At 46.4% G+C, this 24,054-nt stretch carries 21 protein-coding genes; 19 read left to right on the plus strand and 2 right to left on the minus strand.

Annotation, left to right across the window (positions count from 1 at the left end):
• Positions 1-152 precede the first annotated feature (152 nt).
• From ACFPTP_RS07810 to hfq, 18 genes are all read left to right on the plus strand, one after another.
• Entirely contained in the window at positions 153-950 is a 798-nt protein-coding gene (locus ACFPTP_RS07810) for a YmfK family protein (RefSeq protein ID WP_381443426.1), read from the plus strand.
• Positions 951-967: 17 nt separating this feature from the next.
• The gene (locus tag ACFPTP_RS07815; protein WP_381443427.1) at positions 968-1,840 is read left to right on the plus strand and encodes a helix-turn-helix domain-containing protein; all 873 of its coding nucleotides are present in this window, start codon (positions 968-970) and stop codon (positions 1,838-1,840) included.
• 55 nt (positions 1,841-1,895) lie between these two features.
• Positions 1,896-2,474: a CDP-diacylglycerol--glycerol-3-phosphate 3-phosphatidyltransferase gene (pgsA, locus tag ACFPTP_RS07820; RefSeq protein WP_381443428.1), complete on the plus strand. Its 579-nt coding sequence runs from the start codon at positions 1,896-1,898 to the stop codon at positions 2,472-2,474.
• 12 nt (positions 2,475-2,486) lie between these two features.
• On the plus strand, positions 2,487-3,740 hold the full coding sequence (locus ACFPTP_RS07825; protein WP_381443430.1) for a competence/damage-inducible protein A: 1,254 nt from the start codon (positions 2,487-2,489) through the stop codon (positions 3,738-3,740).
• 174 nt (positions 3,741-3,914) lie between these two features.
• The gene (gene recA, locus ACFPTP_RS07830; protein ID WP_381443431.1) at positions 3,915-4,979 is read left to right on the plus strand and encodes a recombinase RecA; all 1,065 of its coding nucleotides are present in this window, start codon (positions 3,915-3,917) and stop codon (positions 4,977-4,979) included.
• A gap of 307 nt (positions 4,980-5,286) precedes the next feature.
• Positions 5,287-6,852, plus strand: a complete 1,566-nt coding sequence (gene rny / locus ACFPTP_RS07835; RefSeq protein WP_381443433.1) for a ribonuclease Y — start codon at positions 5,287-5,289, stop codon at positions 6,850-6,852.
• Between the two features lie 87 nt (positions 6,853-6,939).
• Positions 6,940-7,737, plus strand: coding sequence for a TIGR00282 family metallophosphoesterase (locus tag ACFPTP_RS07840; RefSeq protein WP_381443434.1), 798 nt, complete (start codon positions 6,940-6,942; stop codon positions 7,735-7,737).
• Positions 7,738-7,824: 87 nt separating this feature from the next.
• Positions 7,825-8,094, plus strand: coding sequence for a stage V sporulation protein S (locus ACFPTP_RS07845; RefSeq protein WP_251624091.1), 270 nt, complete (start codon positions 7,825-7,827; stop codon positions 8,092-8,094).
• Between the two features lie 594 nt (positions 8,095-8,688).
• On the plus strand, positions 8,689-10,239 hold the full coding sequence (miaB, locus tag ACFPTP_RS07850; RefSeq protein ID WP_381443436.1) for a tRNA (N6-isopentenyl adenosine(37)-C2)-methylthiotransferase MiaB: 1,551 nt from the start codon (positions 8,689-8,691) through the stop codon (positions 10,237-10,239).
• Positions 10,239-10,673, plus strand: coding sequence for a YlbF/YmcA family competence regulator (locus tag ACFPTP_RS07855; RefSeq protein ID WP_381443438.1), 435 nt, complete (start codon positions 10,239-10,241; stop codon positions 10,671-10,673). The genes miaB and ACFPTP_RS07855 overlap by 1 nt, the downstream gene beginning before the upstream one ends.
• Positions 10,674-10,791: 118 nt before the next feature.
• Positions 10,792-11,337 (plus strand): outer spore coat protein CotE, encoded by a 546-nt coding sequence (gene cotE, locus ACFPTP_RS07860; RefSeq protein ID WP_381443439.1) that lies wholly within the window; start codon positions 10,792-10,794, stop codon positions 11,335-11,337.
• Positions 11,338-11,455: 118 nt separating this feature from the next.
• Entirely contained in the window at positions 11,456-14,014 is a 2,559-nt protein-coding gene (gene mutS / locus ACFPTP_RS07865) for a DNA mismatch repair protein MutS (RefSeq protein WP_381443441.1), read from the plus strand.
• A 52-nt stretch (positions 14,015-14,066) separates the two neighbouring features.
• A complete protein-coding gene (mutL, locus tag ACFPTP_RS07870; RefSeq protein ID WP_381443442.1) occupies positions 14,067-15,971 on the plus strand; it encodes a DNA mismatch repair endonuclease MutL in 1,905 nt (634 codons plus the stop codon).
• Between the two features lie 31 nt (positions 15,972-16,002).
• On the plus strand, positions 16,003-17,496 hold the full coding sequence (gene glpK, locus ACFPTP_RS07875) for a glycerol kinase GlpK (RefSeq protein ID WP_381443444.1): 1,494 nt from the start codon (positions 16,003-16,005) through the stop codon (positions 17,494-17,496).
• A gap of 17 nt (positions 17,497-17,513) precedes the next feature.
• The gene (locus ACFPTP_RS07880) at positions 17,514-19,160 is read left to right on the plus strand and encodes a glycerol-3-phosphate dehydrogenase/oxidase (RefSeq protein WP_381443445.1); all 1,647 of its coding nucleotides are present in this window, start codon (positions 17,514-17,516) and stop codon (positions 19,158-19,160) included.
• Positions 19,157-20,071 (plus strand): alpha/beta hydrolase, encoded by a 915-nt coding sequence (locus tag ACFPTP_RS07885; protein ID WP_381443447.1) that lies wholly within the window; start codon positions 19,157-19,159, stop codon positions 20,069-20,071. The genes ACFPTP_RS07880 and ACFPTP_RS07885 overlap by 4 nt, the downstream gene beginning before the upstream one ends.
• The gene (gene miaA, locus ACFPTP_RS07890; RefSeq protein WP_381443448.1) at positions 20,068-21,018 is read left to right on the plus strand and encodes a tRNA (adenosine(37)-N6)-dimethylallyltransferase MiaA; all 951 of its coding nucleotides are present in this window, start codon (positions 20,068-20,070) and stop codon (positions 21,016-21,018) included. Before ACFPTP_RS07885 ends, miaA begins: the two co-directional genes overlap by 4 nt.
• 41 nt (positions 21,019-21,059) lie before the next feature.
• Positions 21,060-21,284 (plus strand): RNA chaperone Hfq, encoded by a 225-nt coding sequence (gene hfq / locus ACFPTP_RS07895; protein ID WP_251694746.1) that lies wholly within the window; start codon positions 21,060-21,062, stop codon positions 21,282-21,284.
• Between the two features lie 60 nt (positions 21,285-21,344).
• Here hfq and ACFPTP_RS07900 read toward each other — a convergent pair whose 3' ends face one another.
• Complete coding sequence (locus ACFPTP_RS07900) at positions 21,345-21,941, minus strand: trimeric intracellular cation channel family protein (RefSeq protein ID WP_381443450.1); 597 nt, start codon at positions 21,939-21,941, stop codon at positions 21,345-21,347.
• Between the two features lie 140 nt (positions 21,942-22,081).
• Between ACFPTP_RS07900 and ACFPTP_RS07905 the strand changes: the two genes are divergently transcribed.
• Positions 22,082-23,341, plus strand: a complete 1,260-nt coding sequence (locus ACFPTP_RS07905) for a methionine gamma-lyase family protein (protein ID WP_381443452.1) — start codon at positions 22,082-22,084, stop codon at positions 23,339-23,341.
• A gap of 78 nt (positions 23,342-23,419) precedes the next feature.
• On the opposite strand, the gene lexA is transcribed toward ACFPTP_RS07905, so the two are convergent.
• A complete protein-coding gene (gene lexA / locus ACFPTP_RS07910) occupies positions 23,420-24,040 on the minus strand; it encodes a transcriptional repressor LexA (RefSeq protein ID WP_381443454.1) in 621 nt (206 codons plus the stop codon).
• Positions 24,041-24,054: the final 14 nt, after the last annotated feature.

Consider the following 24,054-nt stretch of genomic DNA (forward strand, 5'->3'; position numbering starts at 1 on the left):
TCCCCTTTTTCTTTTTTCCTTTTCTTCAGCCGATGAATCCGCTATTATAGAACTAAGTTGCGGCTTATGCGTCCTACTAATCGAAGTGCTTCTAAAAGGGGCCGTATAATCAAAATCACTATGGGTGAAAATGGTTCGAAAGGGTGTGTCGAATGGGTGAATGGTATGTCGAATATGAGATACAGGTGAATCGGCCAGGCCTGCTCGGAGACATTGCTTCGCTGCTCGGGATGTTGCGCGTCAATATCGTAACCATCAACGGTGTGGACGGCGGACATCGCGGGATGCTTGTCCGAACCGAAAATGACGATCAAATCAAGCGTTTTGAATTGATTGCATCCACCATGGAAACTATTCAGGTGAAAAAGATCCGTGAGCCAAAATTGCGAGATATCTTGGCGGTCAGACATGGACGGTATATCCAACGTGATGTCGATGACCGAAAGACATTCAGATTCATTCGCAGCGAATTGGGCGTCCTGGTCGATTTCATGGCGGAGCTATTCAAGACGGAAGGCCATAAATTGATCGGGATCCGGGGGATGCCACGGGTCGGCAAAACGGAATCAGTCGTCGCCGCAAGCGTGTGTGCAAATAAGAAATGGATTTTCCTTTCTTCCACGATGATCAAACAAACCGTACGAAATACGCTAGCGGGCGATGAATTTTCGAAGGACAATATATTCATCCTCGACGGTATTGTTACGCGCAAATCCGGTGATGAAAGGCATATGCAGCTTGTCCGCGAAATGATGAGCATGCCTTCTGTCAAAGTGGTCGAGCACCCGGACATGTTCGTTCAGCATTCTGAATACGACATGGAGGATTTTGATTATATTATCGAATTACGGACAGATCCCGACCAGGAAATTACATATGAAATGATGGAGAAGAACCATATGATGTCCGATACTGGACCGATGGGCGGATTTGGAACGTTCAACTTTTAAACAGGCAGGTGATAAAATTGACCGGATTAGGTGATCGTCTTAAAGAGGCGAGAACAGCTAAGGGATATTCACTGGATGATTTACAATCGATAACTAAAATTCAAAAACGGTACCTTTCCGGTATTGAAAACGAAGATTACAGTATGATGCCCGGCGCATTCTATGTACGCGCGTTCATTAAACAGTATTCGGAAGCTGTCGGATTGGATTCCGACGAAATGTTATCTTTATATAAAGAATCAGCCATGCATGAAAAACTCGAAGAAGAAAATGCGCAAATCACTCCTCCCATGACGAGGAGCCGCGGAATTGGCAACAGCCGTCTGAATGAAATGATCCCAAAAATCATTGTGGCGTTATTCATTATTGTCATTATTGTTGTTATATGGACATTCTTTTTCTTCCAGAAAGGTGCTTCCAATAATGCAGGAGTTGACGTTGAGACGGATCCGACAATAACGATGGATAGCAAACAGCCGCCAGCGGGCAATGTGGGCGGCGATCCGGCGGATGACGAATCAAACAAGGAAGAGACGACTGAGCCGGATCCTGAACCGGAAGAAGTGGTGAAGGAACAGTCTCTTACGTACGTCAATACAAGCGGAGAAGATTCTACTTACACATTGAAGGACGCTGATCAATTCAAGCTGAAGATCGATACATTCGGAGATACGTGGATTGGCGTACAGAATGAGAACAAAGAAGAACTTACGCCGGCTGCCAGAGTCATGAAAAAAGGCGAAACAATCGAGCTGGATGTATCGGATGTTGAATTTGTCCGTATCCGTGTTGCCGTGACTTCATATACGGATATCTATGTAAATGGTGAAAAACTGCAGTATACATCAGACAAGTCGACGCAAAACATTTTTATAGAATACGAGAAATGAAAAATAGTCATCTACAAAGATGACTTTTTTCATTCCGGAAGGATAAGTGAGACTAATGAATCTACCAAATAAAATTACAGTATCCCGCATTTTTCTTATACCGATATTCATTATCTTAATGGTTGTCGATTTCGGGTTAGGTTCTTTTGCAATCGGGGGCACCATTCTCTCCGTGGAGCATCTGATCGGTGCGTTGCTGTTCATCATTGCTGCAGCGACAGACTGGTTTGATGGTCATTTGGCGAGAAAATATAATCTGGTTACAAACATGGGGAAATTCCTGGATCCGCTCGCTGATAAGCTTCTTGTATCAGCTGCACTGATCATTTTAGTGGAAATGGGTTCCGCTGCTTCATGGATCGTCATTATCATCATAAGCAGGGAGTTTGCTGTTACCGGATTAAGGCTTGTGCTAGCGGGTGGCGGCGAAGTCGTCGCTGCAAACCAATTAGGGAAGATTAAAACGGCTACCCAGTTGGTTGCAATCGCCTCCTTGCTCTTGAACAATATCTTCTTTGAAGCATTCAACTTCCCATTCGGAACGATCATGCTCTATATCGCCCTGTTCTTTACAATCTGGTCGGGCGCGGATTATTTTTATAAAAACCGAAGAGTCTTGCTCGACTCCATGTAAGGGGATGGCATCATGAAAGCGGAAATTATTGCGGTAGGGTCCGAGCTTCTATTAGGACAAATCACAAATACGAATGCAGCCTTCATTTCAGCTCGTCTTGCTGAAGTCGGCATCGATGTGTATTATCATACAGTCGTCGGAGACAATCCGAATAGACTCGAAGATGCGATAACCATTGCGCAAAAACGTGCTGATCTGATCATCTTTTCGGGAGGATTGGGACCGACAAAGGATGATTTGACGAAAGAAACGATTGCAAAGATGCTTGGCACTGAACTTGAAAGCGACCATGCAGCGTTACTAGCGATTGAAGCCTATTTCAAACGGACTGGCAGAACCATGACTGAAAACAATAAGAAGCAGGCGCTTGTCCTCGCTGGTTCGACAGTTTTGACGAACAATTTTGGGATGGCGCCTGGCATGGCACTCGAAAAGAATGGAAAGTGCTATATTTTATTGCCCGGCCCGCCTCACGAAATGGAACCGATGTTTGAAACGGAAGCGATTCCCTACTTATTGGGGACTTCAGGCAAACGTGAAGTGATCGTTTCCCGTGTGTTGAAATTTTACGGAATCGGTGAAGCCGAACTTGAATATCGGGTTCAGTCGATTTTGGAGAAGCAGACAAATCCAACCGTCGCCCCTCTTGCCTCACCCGATTCGGTCATTTTGCGGTTGACTGCAAAAGCTGATACGAATGAGGCGGCACAAAAATTGATTGCACCAGTGGAACTGGAAATCCGTTCCCTGGTCGGTCAATTCATCTATGGCACAGACGATGATACATTGTCCTCGAAAGCGGCAGAGCTTTTGGTGGGCAATAAGCTCACCATCTCAGCAGCTGAAAGCTTGACGGCAGGCCTATTCATGGCGGAATTGGCGGATGTGCCGGGCATCAGCTCTTCCCTGAAAGGCGGGGTAGTCGTCTATGATGAGGACGCAAAGATGCGACAGCTGGATATTCCGGGCACTTTGCTGGACGAGTATGGCGTTGTCAGCTCGGAATGCGCAACGGCGCTGGCACGTAATGTGAAACGGAAATTCGGTTCGGACATCGGAGTCGGACTTACAGGTGCTGCAGGCCCGGATCCACATGACGGGAAGCCGGTTGGAACGGTATGGATCGGCATTGCTTTTCAGGATGAGGAAGTAAAGACGTTTAAACTCGATCTTTCAGGCTCCAGGAATGCCAATCGGAAACGTGCGGCGAGATTCGCTCTCTACTATTTAATTAAAGAAATGAAGGGGCAACTAGCTGAAAATTAATTTTCGCCTTATATTCTCATTTAAAATTGATTTTTCATCCCTATTCTCATTTAAAAATAGATTTCGAGAAAATAAATCGAATAAGCGTTCGTTTTTTGTTTGAGTATTTCTCATAAAAGGAGTATAGTAGAGACAGGAAGAAAAGAATAACGCCTTTTAAGGGAGGAATCGTTTTTGAGCGATCGTAAAGCAGCTTTGGACCAAGCTTTAAAACAAATTGAAAAACAATTCGGTAAAGGATCCGTCATGAAATTGGGGGAAAAGACCGACCGGGAGATTGCAACGTCTTCTACCGGCTCGCTGGCATTGGATGCGGCATTAGGAGTCGGCGGATATCCAAGAGGGCGTGTCATTGAAATCTACGGACCGGAAAGCTCCGGTAAGACGACAGTGGCATTGCATGCAATTGCGGAAGTGCAGGCGGGAGGCGGACAAGCCGCTTTCATTGACGCAGAGCACGCATTGGATCCAGTATACGCACAGAAGCTGGGCGTCAATATTGACGAATTGCTTTTATCTCAGCCTGATACGGGAGAACAGGCGCTTGAAATTGCCGAGGCACTCGTAAGAAGCGGTGCGATTGACATCGTTGTCATTGACTCCGTTGCAGCATTAGTGCCGAAAGCGGAAATCGAAGGGGAAATGGGCGACTCGCACGTCGGTTTGCAAGCCCGTCTCATGTCCCAAGCGCTTCGTAAACTGTCCGGTGCTATCAATAAATCGAAGACCATCGCTGTCTTCATCAACCAAATCCGTGAAAAAGTCGGCGTCATGTTCGGGAACCCTGAAGTTACACCGGGCGGCCGTGCTTTGAAATTCTATTCTTCGGTCCGTTTGGAAGTGCGTCGCGGTGAAGCGATCAAACAAGGCAACGACATCATGGGTAACAAAACACGCATCCGTGTCGTGAAAAACAAGGTTGCTCCTCCATTCCGTACTGCGGAAGTGGATATCATGTACGGTGAAGGGATTTCCAGAGAAGGTGAAATCGTCGACCTTGGAGCAGAGCTGGAAGTTGTCCAAAAGAGCGGCGCATGGTACTCCTATGAAGGAGAGCGTCTCGGCCAAGGTCGTGAAAATGCGAAGCAATTCCTGAAGGAAAACCCGGATATCCGCGCTGAAATCGCAAACAAAATCCGCGACTCCTATGGAATGGCTGCCGCAAACTACGTCATCGCCGGCCACGACGAGGAAGACGAAGAAGAACTGGAACTATTGCTTCTTGATGATGAAAAATAATTGATCGACTAGCGGACTGCCTTTTATTGTGGCAGTCCGTTTTTTACTAGAGCCTATGCCTCCGCTTTTGTTTACGTCTACGGATGGCAAGATCCTGCCTTAATTTCTGCAAAAAACGCAGAAATACGGCAAATCGAACCCTTCGCAGTTCGATTCGCTTTTGTTTACAATCCTTGACATGTCAATTTTTCATAGATACAATTAGAATTGTATAATTTCACACCAATGAAATCATTATGGCAGTATGTTGAATGTTAATATACGAGCCGACTGAAAACGAAAAGAATAGCAGGAGGAGGTGACCTGGATGCCAGAAATCATCGTAAACATCATCTCCGCTTTGCTCGGTCTGTTCGTCGGTGCAGTTGTTATCTATTTAGTTATCAAAAAGGTGAATGATTCAAAAGTGACGGGTGCCAAAAACTCAGCCGAACAAATCGTCGAAGACGCGAAACGTGAAGCGGAGGCTATGAAAAAAGAGGCACTCTTAGAAGCGAAAGATGAAAATCACAAACTGAGAATTGAAGCGGAATCAGAAGTCCGTGAACGAAGAGCGGAACTGCAAAAACAGGAAAACCGCCTTTTGCAACGGGAAGAAAATCTTGACCGCAAGGATGATGCTCTCAATAAAAGAGAAGCAGGGCTGGAGCGTAAAGACGAAGCGCTTTCCAGTAGACAACAGCATATTGAACAAATGGAACGCAAGGCGGAAGATCTTGTTGCCACGCAACAGACGGAACTTGAAAGAATCTCGGCTCTTACGCGGGATGAAGCTAAACGGATCATCCTGGATGATGTCGAGAAAGAACTTTCCACAGATATCGCCGTAATGACGAAAGAATCGGAGCAGCGTGCAAAAGAGGAATCCGAAAAGAAAGCCCGTGAAATCCTTTCCCTTGCATTGCAACGTTTCGCAGCAGACCATGTTGCAGAAACGACCGTATCTGTCGTGAATTTGCCTAACGATGAAATGAAAGGCCGAATCATCGGAAGGGAAGGTCGAAATATCAGGACATTGGAAACATTGACTGGTATCGATTTGATCATCGACGATACTCCGGAAGCGGTCATCCTATCAGGCTTCGATCCCGTACGTCGTGAAACTGCGCGTCTCGCACTTGAAAAGCTCGTGCAAGATGGCAGGATACACCCAGCTCGGATTGAAGAGATGGTGGATAAGGCACGCAGAGAAGTGGATGAGCTGATCCGTGAAAAAGGAGAACAAACTACATTTGATGTAGGTGTTCATAATCTGCATCCGGATCTGATCAAAATCCTTGGAAGATTGCATTTCCGCACAAGCTACGGCCAAAATGTCCTGAAGCATTCTGTTGAAGTCGCTTATCTTGCAGGACTGTTGGCAGCCGAGGTTGGCGAAGATGTCACCCTTGCAAGACGCGCAGGACTTCTCCATGATATCGGAAAGGCTATCGACCATGAAGTCGAAGGAAGCCATGTCCAAATCGGAGTTGAGCTTGCAACGAAGTACAAGGAGCACCCTGTTGTCATCAACAGTATCGCTTCCCACCATGGTGATGAGGAAGCGACGTCGGTCATTGCAGTATTGGTAGCTGCAGCAGATGCGTTATCAGCGGCGCGACCAGGTGCACGAAGTGAAACGCTTGAAAACTACATTCGTAGGCTGCAAAAACTCGAAGAGATTTCTGAGTCGTACGAAGGCGTGGAAAAATCATTCGCCATCCAAGCGGGCCGCGAAGTTCGGATCATCGTCCGTCCGGACCAGATTGATGACATTACAGCACATCGTCTGGCCAGGGATATTCGAAAACGGATCGAGGAAGAACTCGATTACCCAGGTCACATCAAAGTGACGGTCATTCGCGAAACGCGTGCAGTCGAATATGCAAAATGATAAAATGACTCCTGTCCAGCCATGGTTCAGGAGTCTTTTTTTTATCGTTTCCAATGAAGTTCGTATAACTAGAAAGAGGTTACAATTATGAAGGTTATTTTTATAGGTGATATCGTAGGATCAATCGGAAGGGATATGGTATTTGATCATATTGCTCGATTGAAACGGAAATATGGAGCGGATGTAGTCATTGCCAACGGCGAAAATGCCGCTTCCGGAAGAGGGATCACAAAGGCTATTTTTGACGATCTTCTCCGTTCGGGAGTCGATGTCGTGACGATGGGCAACCATACGTGGGATCAAAAAGAAATATACGATTTCATCGATGAGACCGACTATTTGATCCGTCCGGCCAATTTTTCGGACGAAGCCCCTGGTAAAGGGATGACGACGATCACGAAAAATGGGGTCACATTATCGGTCATCAATTTGCATGGCCGCACATTCCTCCCTCCACACGGCGATCCTTTTGCAAAGGCAGAAGAATTGATCGAAGAGGCCAGCAAGATTTCCCCGCTCATCTTCGTCGATTTCCATGCCGAAGCGACGAGTGAAAAGATTGCCATGGGATGGCATCTGGACGGCAAGGCATCCGTCGTTGTCGGGACGCATACACATGTCCAAACAGCCGATGACCGTATTTTACCAGGCGGTACAGCCTATTTGACAGACGCTGGAATGACAGGTCCTTATGATGAAATATTAGGAATGAAGAAAGAGGATGTCATCTACCGTTTCCGCACGAATTTGCCTGTCCGTTTCGAAGTGCCGAAAAGAGGGCGCGCCCAATTGAGTGGCGTGTTCGTCGAGTTGAATGACCAAACGGGGAAAGCAGTCGCAATCGAGCGTATTATGATCAATGACGATCATCGATTCGAAGCATGAAGTGAGTCTAATCATCTCCTACTTTTCATAAGATGACGTATGGATAAATATATTCCATAGACATCGTGAAAACAAGGAGGAAACATGGTGAGTCCATTGAAGGTATCATCCCGCTCTAATCCGAATTCCGTCGCAGGAGCACTCGTAGCGGTAATCAGGGATCAAGGGTATGCGGAAATGCAGGCGGTCGGTGCCGGCGCATTGAACCAGGCCATCAAAGCAGTCGCAATAGCACGCGGCTTCGTCGCCCCAAGCGGAAGCGACCTCGTATGCGCCCCGGCATTTACCGATATTGAAATTAACGGCGAAGGCAGGACAGCATTGAAGCTGTTAGTTGAAAAAAGAAAGAGAAATTAAGAAAGAAACGTAAAAGTCAAAAATGTGGATACTTGAAAGACCGAAAATCGCCAGAACGGCTCGCTTTCCGCGGGCGTTGCCTTAGCCTCCTCGGCGCTTGCGCCTGCGGGGTCTTCGGCTAACGCTTTTCCCGCAGGAGTCTCGCCTTTTCTGGCGATTTTCTAGATTCTCCTACTTACCTAAATTAATATAACGAGTGAAGGTGGCGAAACAGCATTCCTTCACTTGTTTTTCTTTTGACTCTTATAAACCAATTATCAGAACAACAGTGATTACTCATAAATGCATGCACCTTTCGAGTTCTGTTGATTGGAGCGGAAGGTGGCGACTCCGGCGGGAACAGCGCGAGCTGAAGACCCTGGACTGAGCAAAGCGAGGGAAGCGGCTGAAGCCGTGCCCGCGGAAAGCGTCCACCTGAAGCGGAAATCAAAGTTAATAGTATATCCTTTATCTAAACTGTCACACAGTTGACTCAAACAAACGTTATTTCATAAGTCATGAAATCTCACCACTTCAAAGTGGTAAGATGTTCATGTATAATGAAATCGAATCTGTTCAATTCCCACAAGGTTTGAAGAAAGGGGAAGTTTTTGCATGAATGAAGAACAACGCCTGGAAGCCGGGCTTGTCAAACCGGATACAGTGAAAACTGCATCTGCACCGGAAAAGGACTATAGTAAATATTTTGAGACTGTCTATACACCTCCATCCTTGAAAGAAGCGAAGAAGCGCGGCAAAGAGGAAATTGCCTACCATGACGATTTCAAAATCGAAGAACGCTTTTTAGGCATGGGTGCTGGACGTAAATTTTATATCCGTACATACGGCTGTCAAATGAATGAACACGACACCGAAGTGATGGCGGGCATCTTCACAGGATTAGGATACGAAGCGACCGACACAGTGGACGATGCGGACGTCATTCTTTTGAATACATGTGCAATACGGGAAAATGCGGAAAACAAGGTGTTCGGTGAACTAGGACATCTAAAGCCGTTGAAACTCGAAAGACCGGATTTACTCATCGGAGTATGCGGCTGCATGTCGCAGGAAGAATCGGTCGTCAACAAAATCCTGCAAACATACGATCAAGTCGATATGATTTTCGGGACGCATAACATCCATAGATTGCCGAATATCCTTCATGAAGCTTATATGTCAAAAGAAATGGTCATCGAAGTTTGGTCGAAGGAAGGGGACATCATTGAAAACCTTCCCAAAGTCCGTCACGGCAATATCAAAGCGTGGGTAAACATTATGTACGGCTGCGATAAATTCTGCACCTATTGCATCGTTCCGTATACACGAGGAAAAGAGCGCAGCAGACGCCCGCAAGACATCATCCAAGAAGTGAGGCAACTTGCTGCACATGGATACAAAGAAATTATGCTTCTCGGCCAAAACGTTAATGCCTATGGAAAAGATTTCGATGATATCGACTACCGCCTAGGTGATTTGATGGATGACCTTCGCCAGATCGATATTCCGCGTATCCGCTTTACAACGAGCCACCCACGGGATTTCGACGATCACCTCATTGAAGTGCTTGCAAAAGGCGGTAACTTGCTTGATCATATCCACTTGCCTGTCCAGTCGGGTTCGAGTGATATTTTGAAGATCATGGCAAGGAAATATTCAAGGGAACAGTTTTTGGAGCTTGTCGCTAAGATTAAAGCTGCCATCCCGAATGTCACATTGACAACTGATATCATTGTGGGCTTCCCGAATGAAACGGACGAGCAATTCGAAGAAACACTTTCTTTATATAAGGAAGTCGGATTTGAAATGGCTTACACGTATATCTATTCTCCGCGTGAAGGGACGCCAGCTGCCAAAATGGTGGACAATATTCCGATGGAAGTGAAGAAGGAACGTCTCCAACGACTTAACAAGCTCGTCAACGATATGTCGGCGGAAGCGATGAAGCCTTATAAAGGAAAAGTCGTCAAAGTGCTAGTTGAAGGTGAAAGTAAAAGGAATCCGGATGTACTTGCGGGTTACACGGAGAAGAATAAACTTGTCAATTTCAAGGCGCCACGTTCGGTGATCGGCGAAATTGTCAATGTAAAAATAACTGAGGCCAAAACATGGTCGCTCGACGGCGAATTTATCGGCGTTGTAAAAGAGGAAAAGGTGATGTCATAATGGAAAAACTTTATACAAAAGAAGAGATAATCAAAAAAGCACGGGAAATTGCGCATATGATCGCAAATACCGAGCAAGTCGAATTCTTCAAGCGCGCAGAAGCACAAATTAATGAAAACCAAAAGATTCGTGAAAAGATTGCAAGCTTGAAATCATTGCAAACACAAGCGGTCAATTTCCAAATGTATGAAAAAGAAAGAGCCCTTGCAATCATCGAAGGGAAAATCGAGACAATTCAGGCGGAAATCGACGAAGTTCCGATTGTACAGGAATTCAAGCAATCACAGATCGATGTGAACCAACTTCTTCAGTTGGTCTCAAACACAATTGCCAACTGTGTAACTGACGAGATCATTGAATCGACGGGCGGGGACGTACAACGCGGGGAAACTGGTTCATACGTCAGAAATACACAACATAAGCCGTTACAATAATGCAAACCGACGAGGATAATAATTTCCTCGTCGGTTTTTTCACTTTCTGGGCTTCTGGTGCATAGGATAAATAGACGTCAACGAAGGAGGAAACGAACTGAAGAATCTACGGCAAATTGTGACGAAGGCAGTCATTGCAAAGGGGAAACTGCGGACAGAATCGAATGTCTCTCTGAAGCCGCCGAATAATCCATCGAGCATATTGGGCTGTTGGGTGATCAACCACACGCATCATGCGAAAAAAGTGGGACGATACATTGAAGTGACCGGGAAATTTGATGTGAATGTCTGGTATTCACACCATGACCACTCAAAGACATCCGTCTATTCGGAATCGGTGCCGTACAAGGATAAGATCAGGCTCCATTATCGGGATGAGCCGGTATCCGGTCAGGAAGAAATCATCGTCAACGTTGTCCAGCATCCAAATTGCACCGAGGCGCTCATCTCGGAATGCGGGGAAAAATTCATCATTAAAGTAGAAAGAGAATTGGTCGCTGAAGTCGTGGGTGAAACAAAAGTTTGCATTACTGTACATCCCCATCAATTTGAGGAAGAATGGTCATTCAAGGATGAGTCCTCTTCCCATCATGAGCATGACCATCATAAAGCAGAAGATGAAAAGCGTCATGATGAAAGAGGAAAAGATTCACGTCCGTTTTAAGCCGGAAGGAGCATCCGGCTTTTTTTTATTGTGATAACTCCGCATATTCCACTTTAATACTGTGGAGCTGTATGATTTGATATAATAAAAGAAAATGCAAGATGAGCGAGGTTCTGGAATGACTACATATACACCGATGATTCAACAATACTTACAAGTGAAAGCGGAACATGAGGATGCGTTCCTCTTTTTCCGTTTAGGGGACTTTTATGAACTGTTTTTCAATGACGCGATAGAAGCATCCAATATCCTTGAAATTACATTGACGAGCAGGGATGGGGGGAGTACGGACAAAATTCCGATGTGCGGAGTGCCTTTTCATTCCGCCGAAGGCTATATAGAGACATTAGTCCGGAAAGGCCATAAGGTGGCGATCTGTGAACAAACGGAGGACCCGAGGGAGGCAAAAGGGATCGTAAAACGGGAAGTCGTCAAGGTGGTCACGCCGGGAACAATCACGGAGGGTAAATCTCTTGATGCCAATTCCAATCATTTCATCGGGGCTGCTGACCAGTTGGATGAAAAGCTTTATGCTCTAGCCTATGTCGACCTAGCGACAGGTGAAGGGAAGGCTGAAATCATAACAGGCGATGAACGTACATTAATTGGCGAAATCGAAGCGCTTGGAATGAAAGAGATTGTTGTCCGTGAACGGTTGCATATCACGTTGAATGAATGGATGGCAAAAAGGGATATTGTCCTCTCAATGGAAAATGGAGAAGAGGACAACAATTCCTTGAACGTTCAATCAAATATTCCGAATGAGTTGCACGAGGCATGCGATATTCTTGTTTCCTATTTGAAACGCACTCAAAAGTCCTCATTGGAACACTTGCGTCCCTTCGAATACATACAGAAATCCAGCAAGCTATCGATAGATGCCAATTCGATGCGTAATCTTGAGCTTGTTCAATCGATTCGGAATGGAAGCAAAGAAGGTACACTTTTCTGGCTGTTAGATGAGACGTCGACTGCGATGGGTGCAAGGAAATTGAGGATTTGGATCCATCAGCCCCTTGCCGACAGGGCGGCGATTGAGGATAGACTTACAATCGTGTCCGACTTGCTTGAAGATTACTTTCTTCGTGATGATTTGAAAACATCCTTGAAGGAAGTATATGACCTTGAGCGTTTGTCGGGAAGAATTTCCATGGGGAGTGCGAGCGGAAGGGATCTAGCCCAGCTGCGAAATTCACTTCGACGGGTGCCCCATTTGAAAAATGCCCTTCAGCAGTCCGGCCACGAGCGTTTGCAACGGTTTTCAGAACAGATTGATCCTTGTTCCGAAGTCCTCGATCTGTTGGAGGCTTCGATTGCGGAAAATCCCCCGCTTTCTGTCAAGGAAGGCGGCATCATCAAAGACGGCTATCACGAAAAGCTGGACCAGTATAGAGATGCTTCAAGAAATGGCAAGGAATGGCTGGCAGGTCTCGAGCGCGAGGAACGGGAACGTACGGGAATTAAAAATTTGAAGATCGGTTACAACCGCATTTTCGGCTATTTTATTGAAATTACCAAATCCAATATCCATTTGGCGGATCTGAGCCGCTATGAGCGCAAACAGACGCTTGCAAATGCGGAGCGCTATATCACATCTGAGTTGAAAGAGAAGGAAGATTTGATCCTGAACGCCGAAGCGGAAGGTCAGGAGCTGGAATACACCCTTTTCTGCACTGTACGTGATGAAATGAAAAACCATATCCGTAGAGTTCAACGATTGGCTAGCGTTCTATCAGAACTTGACGTGCTTCTTTCATTCGCGGAAGTCTCTGAAAAGCAACGTTTCGTCAGACCGCAATTCCATGATGGACGGGCATTGGAAATTAAAAATGGAAGACATCCCGTCGTAGAGAAGATGATGGATCATTCATTGTATGTGCCGAATAGCTGTAAATTAACAGAAGACGCGAATATGCAGCTGATCACAGGTCCGAATATGTCCGGTAAAAGTACATTCATGCGACAAGTCGCCTTGACGGTGATCATGGCTCAAATCGGCTGCTATGTACCTTGCGATTCCGCATTGCTTCCTGTAACGGATCAAATTTTCACAAGGATTGGTGCAGCGGATGATCTTGCATCAGGTCAAAGCACATTCATGATGGAAATGATGGAGTCAAAATATGCAATCGCAAATGCAACTGGGAACAGTTTACTTCTATTCGATGAAATCGGCAGAGGAACGTCGACGTATGACGGAATGTCGCTTGCCCAGGCGATGATGGAATTCATCCATGATGAAATAGGCGCAAATACGTTGTTTTCGACACATTATCATGAACTGACAAAGCTTGATTTGGAATTGGAGAGGCTCGTGAATGTCCATGTCGCCGCGATGGAGCAGGAAGGTAGAGTCGTCTTCCTCCATAAAGTGATGGCGGGACCTGCGGATAAAAGTTACGGCATCCATGTTGCCCAACTGGCAGGTCTCCCGGATACGATCGTCGTCCGCGCCAAGGAGCTGCTCGACGCTTTTGAGAGCGGAGAACAGGCAGCGGTGGCGACGGCGGCATCCGAGCAAATGACGTTCTTCGACCTACAGGAAGAGCCAGATCCGGTATCGGAATCGGACAAAGCCGTTTTAGATCAGATGAAACAGACGGATTTATTGAACTTGACGCCGATGCAGGCGATGAACTTGATCCTTGATTGGCAAAAACAACTTGGCTCAAAGTAAGGAACGGACTGAAACTATTTTAGAATGATCAAAGGAGATAAGGAGGGATCCGATGGATATTATTTCAGTCATGGATGATTCATTATCCAATAAAATTGCTGCGGGGGAAGTCGTTGAGCGACCGGCTTCGATTGTGAAAGAACTAGTCGAGAACTCGATTGACGCGGATAGCACATCGATTGAAATAGCGCTAGAAGAAGCCGGGCTCACTTCGATTCGGGTGACCGATAATGGAAAAGGAATGTCACGTCGCGATGCTGTCCTTTCATTTGAACGCCACGCAACAAGCAAAATATCGAACGAACATGACTTGTTCCGAATCAGAACGCTCGGATTCAGGGGGGAGGCGCTCGCCAGTATCGCTTCGGTATCCAAGGTCAGCCTCTTCACTTCAGACGGGGAAACAGAAGGGACGGAAGTGCAGTTGGACGGTGGGGTTGTTGTGAAGCAATCCACCGCGGCATTCCGAAAGGGCACCGATATGACGGTTTCCCACCTTTTTTATAACACGCCTGCGAGGCTGAAATATATGAAGACGATCCAGACAGAGCTTGGTCATACGATCGATCTCGTCAACCGGATTGCGCTTAGCCATCCCCATATCGCCTTCAAGCTGTCCCATCATAGCCAAACGATACTTCATACATCCGGCAGCGGGGATCGACGGAAGGTGCTCACTGATATTTACGGAATGGCGGTCGCGCGGAAAATGGTGCCCTTTACAGGAGAGAACGCCGATTTCAAAGTGGATGGATATGTCACTCTGCCCGAAATGACAAGGGCATCCAGAAACTATATGACACTCATCGTTAATGGAAGATGGGTAAAAAGCTATGCCGCAAACCAAGCCGTGCTCGATGGTCTTCACACCTATTTACCGATTGGACGCTTTCCGATTGCAGTCATCAACGTTGAAACGGACCCGTTTTTAACGGATGTAAACGTACACCCTTCTAAACAGCATATTCGTCTAAGTAAAGAGGGAGAGCTCTTTGACTTAATCAAATCATCTGTTCGTGATGCGGTGAAGCGGTCAATTATCGTTCCGGATGCTGTGAAGCGGGAACCTGTCAAAAGAATTCCTTCCGAGCAAGTAACGATCTGGAATGAATTCCAGCCAGCAAGCGTTCGGAAGGAAACGGAAGTTGAACAAAAGAAGCAAGAAGAGCCGACGTTTGATACGAATTTAGTTGAGAAGAAATCGCTCCAAACACTTTATGAACCTGTCATGCAAGAACCTGTGCAAACGGTTCAGCCAGAGAAAGTAATGGAAGTCCAGGCAATCGAGGAAATTGAGGAAACCAATAAAACCGCTGCCTCTGAACTGACAGAACCACTAGACACAACAGAAACGGCTGAATCGAAGGAAAAAAGATTTCCATCACTCGTTCCAGTCGGCCAAGTCCATGGCACCTACATTGTCGCTCAAAATGAAGATGGATTTTACATGATTGATCAGCATGCTGCCCAAGAGCGGATCAAATATGAATTCTTCAGGGATAAACTGAGTAGAGTGGAAGAGGATGAAAGGCAGTTGTTGCTGATGCCGCTCATTTTCCATTACTCGGGGGACGATATGGTGAAAATCGAGGAGAATAAGGAAGCGTTGCATGAAGTAGGGGTCTTCCTTGAGGATTTTGGACCATCCTCTTACACAGTCAAGGAATATCCAGCCTGGTTTCCGGCAGGAGAAGCGTCGGCCCTTATCGAAGAATTGATAGAGCAAGTTCTGACGACAAGGAAAACGGATATCGGGAAGCTGCGGGAAGAGACGGCGATCATGATGAGCTGTAAACGATCCATCAAAGCGAACCATTATTTAACGATTGCAGATATGGAAAGGCTGCTAAATGATCTATCGCTGGCAGAGAATCCGTATACGTGCCCGCATGGACGTCCGGTTCTTATTCATTTTTCAACATATGAAATTGAAAAGATGTTTAAGAGGGTAATGTGATCTATAGTTCAACAAGGGAGAGGATATGACAATGGGGGAGTTCATATTAACGATCGACCAAGGCACGACTAGCACAAGGGCGATTCTTTTCAATCGGAAAGGCGAGATTGTCCATACCGCTCAAAGGGAATTCAGGCAAATTTTTCCCAAGCCTGGTTGGGTGGAGCACAATGCCAGTGAAATATGGGGTTCCGTCCTATCCGTCATTGCTTCAGTTCTGACCGAAAGCGGACATCAACCGGAAGATATTGATGGAATCGGCATTACAAACCAGCGTGAGACGACAGTTGTTTGGGACAAGCAGACCGGACAACCTATTTATAACGCGATTGTTTGGCAATCACGACAGACGCAGCCGATCATCGATGAATTGCGGAAAGCTGGGAAGGAAGAGAGCATCCGTCAAAAAACGGGCTTGCAGCTCGATCCCTATTTTTCAGGTTCGAAGGTGAAATGGATTCTTGATGAAGTGGAAGGGGCACGCGAGCGGGCGGAAAAAGGGGAACTGCTTTTTGGAACAATCGATTCGTTCCTTATCTGGAAGCTATCGGATGGTGCAGTCCATGTAACCGACTATTCCAATGCTTCGAGGACGATGCTGTTCAATATACATGAACTCGAGTGGGATAAGGAACTTTGCGGTATGTTGGACATCCCGATGGCGATGCTGCCGGAGGTGAGGATGTCTTCCGAAATCTATGCCCATACAGCCCCTTCCGTCTTTTTCGGAGCTTCGGTTCCAATAGCCGGTGCTGCGGGTGACCAACAATGCGCTTTGTTCGGGCAAGCTTGTTTTCACGAAGGGATGGCTAAAAATACGTATGGTACAGGTTGCTTCATGTTATTGAATACAGGCGAGCAGCCGGTCACTTCCGACAATGGGCTTCTGACAACGATTGCCTGGGGTCTTGATGGCAAGATTACATACGCACTAGAAGGCAGTGTGTTCGTAGCGGGCTCCGCCATCCAGTGGCTGAGGGACGGATTGCGAATGATTCAGAAGGCGTCCGATTCGGAAAACTACTCGACACGGGTTGCTTCGACGGATGGTGTTTATGTCGTACCCGCTTTCGTCGGACTTGGTACCCCGTATTGGGATTCGGATACGAGAGGGGCGGTATTCGGATTGACGCGCGGGACGGAAAAAGAACATTTCATCCGGGCGGCAGTCGAATCGCTGGCGTATCAATCAAAGGATGTACTCCTGACAATGGAAAAGGACGCAGGTATCGATATCGGTATTTTGCGTGTCGACGGAGGTGCTGTCGCCAATACATTCCTCATGCAATTCCAATGTGACTTATTGCAGATCGAGGTGGAGCAGTCGGCCTATTTGGAGACGACGGCACTCGGTGCGGCATATCTTGCAGGGCTTGCGACCGGCTTCTTTGAATCTTGCGAATCTGTTGAAGCGTTATGGGCAAAGGAGCGGACGTATTCACCTACTATGGATGTGGAAGAGCGTGATGCCCTATACAGCGGATGGAAAAAGGCCGTCACGGCGGCGAGGGCTTTCAAACTTTGACTGGAGGAGAGCAAAGGATGTTATCATCGATCACAAGACCGAAAGTGAAACAATTCATGCGCGACTATCAGTTTGACCTGCTTGTCATTGGAGGGGGAATTACCGGTGCCGGCATTGCGCTGGATGCGGTGACGAGGGGTTTATCCGTTGCCTTACTTGACATGCAGGATTTTGCGGCAGGCACTTCCAGCCGATCGACGAAACTCATCCACGGAGGTTTGCGGTATTTGAAGCAGATGGAATTGAAAATCGTTTCGGAAACCGGCAGGGAAAGGGATATCGTCTATCGGAATGCCCTTCATGTGACAGAGCCCGAACGGATGCTTCTTCCGTTCCATAAAGGCGGCTCTTTCGGAAAGTTGACAACTTCCGCCGGATTATTCGTCTATGATAAATTGGCTGGTGTGAAAAAAGAAGAGCGCCGTGAAATGCTGTCTGCCGAAGAGGCGCTCGCAATGGAGCCATTGGTCAGGGAAGAAGGCTTGCTTGGCGGGGGGCATTACGTCGAATATCGGACAGACGATGCACGGCTGACAATCGAAGTATTGAAAAAAGCCGCTCAGAAAGGCGCGCTTTGCCTGAATTACATGAAAGCTGAGCAGTTTCAATATAAAGATGGGAAAGTGTCAGGTGTCACTGCATGGGACATGCTTTCCGGTGATGCAATTGATATAAGTGCTTCTGTCGTTGTCAATGCGACAGGCCCCTGGGTGGATGAAATGCGGGAAAAGGACGAAGTGTCAAATGACAAACGTCTACGATTGACGAAAGGAACGCATATTGTGATTGACAAGGCGGTTTTCCCTTTACGTCAAGCGATCTATTTTGACTCTCCTGACGGCAGGATGATCTTTGCCATCCCGAGAGGCAATAAAGCTTATATCGGGACGACGGATACATTTTTCGATGGCGATCGGGCCCATCCGGTTGCGAGCGAGGAGGACATTTCCTATCTCCTTGATGCACTCCATTATATGTTCCCTTCTGTAAAAGCAGGTCGGAACGATATCGAATCGACTTGGGCAGGCGTACGGCCGCTTATTTACGAGGAAGGAAAAGACGCCTCTGAGATTTCAAGAAAAGATGAAATTTGGGAAGCGGGAACGGGATTGATCACAATTGCAGGCGGAAAACTGACCGGCTATCGTAAAATGGCAGAAACCGTCGTCGATCACGTCGTAAAGCGTATTCCAACAACATCTTTCGGTCCATGCATCACGGAACACCTCCCATTATCCGGCGGGGACTTTGAAAGTGAAGAGCAGTTTGCGAACTTCCTTGAAAGCAAATCGAATGAAGCCGAATTATACGGGCTCAGCAAGGAAGAAGGCCATTCGCTCGCTTCCTTATATGGGACGAATGTCGATCAGGTCTTCAACTACGTCAGTGCCGTGTCAACGGAGAACACTGTGCTGCCAGCTATATGGAAAGCAGAAATCCTATATGCAATCCATTATGAAATGGCCATGACGCCATCGGACTTTTTCATCCGGAGAAAAGGTGACCTATACTTCAACATTGCATTTGCCAAACTATACAAAGAGGCGGTTACGGATTATATGGGCGCCATTCTTTCCTATACGGAAGAAACTAGAGAGCACCACTTATCTCAATTGGAACAACATATAAAAGAGGCAGAAGGAAAGGCCGGTGAACGTATGTGAATGAACAAATGATAACGATGTCCGACGGTTTTTCCATCTATACGGTTTACGCACAACCCACAGATAGACCGATTGCGCATATCCATCTTCTGCATGGTATGGCAGAGCATATCGGCCGTTACGAAGAGTTCATCACATACCTCACAAACGAAGGATTTGCCGTATCTGGGCAAGATCATCGCGGTCATGGCCAGACAGCGGCGTTTAATGGGAAATTAGGTCATTTCGGCGATTCTGCCGGCTTTGACCGGATTGTCGATGACGCGCATGAAATCATCAGCTATTATAAGAATAAATTCAATGCTCCCAAAGTGATCCTTTTCGGCCACAGTATGGGTTCATTTATTGCAAGAAGATACGTTCAAAGGTTCGGAAAAGATATTAACAAACTTATTTGTTTAGGAACAGGCGGCGACCCGGGTGTAAGTGGTATTGGCGGGAAGGCTCTAGCGTATATAAAAGGCAAGGCAACGAAATTCGATGAGCCGGATTACTTGATTAATAAACTGGTGTTCGGAGGGTTCAATAAAGTGGTGGATCAACCGAAAACATCTTTAGACTGGCTAACGTCAGACGAGAGTGTAGTTGAGAAATATATTAACGATCCGTTATGCGGATTCGTGCCGACCACCCGTTTTTTCATCGACTTGTTCAAAGGCCTAGCGAAAATCAATGATCCGGACAATATTAAAAAAGTCCCTAGCGGATTGCCGATCCTCCTTCTTTCCGGGTTGGACGATCCTGTTGGCAAAAAAGGAAATGGCATCTGGCAGGCTGCGCGGCAATTTACAGATGCGGGCATCAAGAATATAACCGTCATGTTATATGAAGGCGGCCGCCATGAGATGTTGAATGAAGTGAATCGGGAACAAGTATTTAATTTCATAAAGGATTGGATAAAAGAAGAATGAAACAATCGGAAAGAGTGATCGCAATTGTCGGACCGACAGCATCAGGCAAAACATCATTGAGCATCGAGCTTGCTAAAAAACTCGATGGGGAAATCATCAATGGGGATGCGATGCAGGTCTATAAAGAATTAAATATCGGCACCGCGAAAATAACAGAAGATGAAAAAGAAGGCATTCCTCATTATCTATTTGATATAAATGAACCGACAGAGTCGTTTTCTGTAGCAGAATATCAGTCGGCAGTGAGAAACTGTATCGATGACATCCGAAGTAGAGGAAAGCAGCCGATCATCGTCGGCGGCACTGGTTTGTACATCCAGTCGGTCCTGTTTGATTTCAGATTCACGGAAGAAGCAGGGGATGAAAAGGTCAGGGTGGATTTGGAGCACGAACTGGAAGCAGAAGGCGGCGCAGAACGTCTGTACAAACGTCTGCAAGCTCTTGATCCTTCAAGTGCGGAAAAGATCCATCCAAACAACCATCGCCGTTTGATACGGGCACTTGAAATCATCGAAGTGACGGGTAAGACGAAAAATGAGCACGAACAAGGTGCGGGTGACCTGCCGTTATATGACCATCTGATTGTTGGCCTTGACCTCGACCGGGAATTGCTATATGAGCGAATCAATTTACGGGTGGATCAAATGATGGAAGATGGCTTGCTTGAAGAGGCTAGAAGTTTGTGGGAACGGGGTGTCCGCAATGTCCAATCAGTCCAAGCCATCGGATATAAGGAACTTTATCAGCATTTCGAAGGTCAACTATCGTTGGATGAAGCCGTAGACTTGATCAAAAAACATACTCGCCATTATGCGAAACGGCAAATGACCTATTTCCGCAACAAAGTGAAAATCTCCTGGTTCGATGCAACTTCGGATAAAGAAAAGATTATCGATGAAATTTTAACGATTTTGAAGGGTTTTGAAGGAACGGAATCGAATAAGTAAAAAGGCAAGAGAAATATAGAAGCAATTGGAGGCTGGGGTGTATGTCACAAGGTAATATGCAAGAAACTTTTTTGAACTCATTACGGAAAAATAACACGTTCGTCACTGTATTCCTATTGAATGGTTTTCAGTTGAAAGGTCTTATCAAATCATATGATAATTACACGGTTTTATTGGAATCGGACGGCAAACAGCAATTGATTTACAAGCATGCGATCTCGACGTATGTGCCTGCAAAACCGGTCGTGTTAAAGGACGAGGAATAAAAACATATGTCCCATTGGAGGAACAGGTCAACTAGCCTGTTCCTTTTTCCAATGGGGTTATTATGAATCACTGCGAGGCAATTCCCAGTGATAATGGTAGGAAAGGATTCGTAAAGTCGCGACAACTACGAGCAGTCCGTATAATGCCCAATCATTCCCATGAAGTCCGATGCCGACAAAAAATCCGGCGCCAGCTGCCCAAACGGCATAAATATCCCTTTTAAAGACGAGAGGGCGCCTGCCAGCGAGCAGATCCCGGATCACCCCTCCGCCAGCACCAGTCAATACTGCTGCAACCATCACAGCAAATAGCGACATATTCATATTGACCGCAAGCATTGCCCCTTGAATCGCGAACGCCGCAAGTCCGATGGCGTCAAAATACGTGCCCCACCGATTCCAATGATTAATGATTGTTTTTGAAAAAAAGAATATGAACGTGATTAAAATCGACGCGACGATAAAGAGGAAATTCTGGCTCCATAAAACGGATGCCGGCAGACCAAGTAAAACATTTCGGACTGCCCCTCCGCCGAATGCCGTCACCATCCCCAATATATAGACTCCGAAAATATCATACTTCTCTTCCATTGCAATTAGCGCTCCCGATATGGCAAAAGCCGCCGTACCGATAAAACTGAAAACTTCCCAAGCCAATCAAAGTTCCTCCTCACTTCAAACATCTCATATTGTATATCAAAATAGAGACTCCGCCAATACCGGTCGTTTTCCATTGACCTATTCCATGAGACTGATAAGATATTATAGTGACTAATTGTAGGAATGAGGAAATTGAAATGATGATACATGAATTTGCTTCCGAAATCGAAACGAAAGCGGAAGCTACTGAAGAAAAACTTGCCCCTTACTTTAAAGAAGTTGAAAAGATCGCCTTTTATAATCAGCGGAAAGTGTTGGCGGCATTTCGTAAAAACATGGTGAGTGATTTTCACTTAACCGGCTCGACAGGGTACGGATATGACGATAGCGGTCGGGATGTGCTTGAGCAAGTATATGCGGATACATTTGGGGCGGAAGCCTGTCTCGTACGCAACCAGATCATCTCAGGCACGCATGCAATCTCACTGAGCCTTTTCGGAGTGCTTCGGCCAGGTGATGAACTTCTTTATATAACTGGTAAGCCGTATGATACGCTTGATTCGATTGTCTCCGGAAATGGGGAGGACACAGGGTCGCTCATTGATTACGGCATTACATATAAGCACATCGATTTGGTCGAAGACGGCTCTGTCGATTTTGATGAAGTGAAGAAGAATATCCATAGAAAGACGAAAGTGGTCGGCATCCAGCGTTCGAAAGGGTATTCGGACCGCCCATCTTTTCTTGTGGAAGAAATCGGTGAAATGGTCCGATACATCAAATCGATCAATCCAAACATCATCGTATTTGTCGATAATTGCTATGGCGAATTCGTTGAAAGGAAAGAACCGATCGAAGTAGGTGCGGATCTCATGGCGGGATCACTCATAAAAAACCCTGGCGGTGGACTTGCAAGGACGGGTGGATATATAGCAGGACGTGCTGATCTTGTGAAAAAATGTGCATACCGTATGACGTCGCCTGGAATCGGTGCAGAAGCAGGGGCCTCTCTAGATACGTTGCTGGAAATGTACCAAGGCTTTTTCATTGCGCCACATGTCGTCAGTCAATCCGTAAAAGGCGCCCTCTTTACAGCGGGATTCCTTGAAAGTTTCGGATTCGATACAACACCACATTATTCGGCCCCGCGGACTGATTTAATACAATCCGTGAATTTTGGCAATGCCGACCAAATGATCGCTTTCTGCCGGACGATTCAGGAGAATTCACCGATAAATGCGCATTATGCACCAGAACCATCGTATATGCCCGGCTATGCAGATGATGTCATCATGGCAGCAGGTACGTTCATTCAAGGATCCAGCATCGAGCTTACGGCTGACGGACCGATACGTCCGCCATATACGGCGTATGTACAAGGTGGATTGACGTATGAACATGTGAAGGCTGCAGTCATGTCTTCCACGGATAAGCTGTTAAAAGAGAAAATGATATAAGATTGAAATGAAAAGAGGATGATCCATGTCGATACAAATCGACAAGGTCATCCTCTATTTTTAATTAATGATTTTTGTTTAATGAATCTGACGATAAACGCCGACAACTTTCCCAAGGATGGAAACGTTATTGACGATAATAGGCTCCATCGATTCATTTTCCGGCTGCAAGCGGAAATAATCCTTTTCTTTGAAGAAGCGCTTCACTGTCGCCTCGTCCTCTTCCGTCATAGCGACGACAATTTCTCCGTTATGGGCAGTGTGCGTCTGCTTGACGACGACATAATCTCCATTTAAAATACCTGCCTCTATCATACTATCACCGACAATTTCTAGCATGAACAGCTTATCGTCGGACGTGCCGTATGTATCCGGCAACGGGAAGTATTCCTCAATGTTTTCAATTGCGGTGATCGGCAAGCCTGCTGTAACCTTCCCGACAAGCGGAACATGGACGACACCTGCTTTCAGTGCTGTCAGACCTTCCGGATCCAGCACTTCGATCGCTCTTGGCTTTGTTGGGTCCCTGCGGATGTACCCTTTGCTTTCCAACCTGGCTAGGTGGCCATGCACGGTTGAGCTTGATGCCAGTCCGACAGCTTCCCCGATTTCACGCACGGAAGGCGGATAACCTTTGAGTTTCACTTCATCTTTAATGAATGATAGGATATCCTGCTGTCTCTTTGAGATTTTCTTCATTTTTCCACCCCTCC

The organism is Sporosarcina koreensis (assembly GCF_042655825.1).
GTDB classification, from domain to species: Bacteria; Bacillota; Bacilli; order Bacillales_A; family Planococcaceae; genus Sporosarcina; species Sporosarcina koreensis.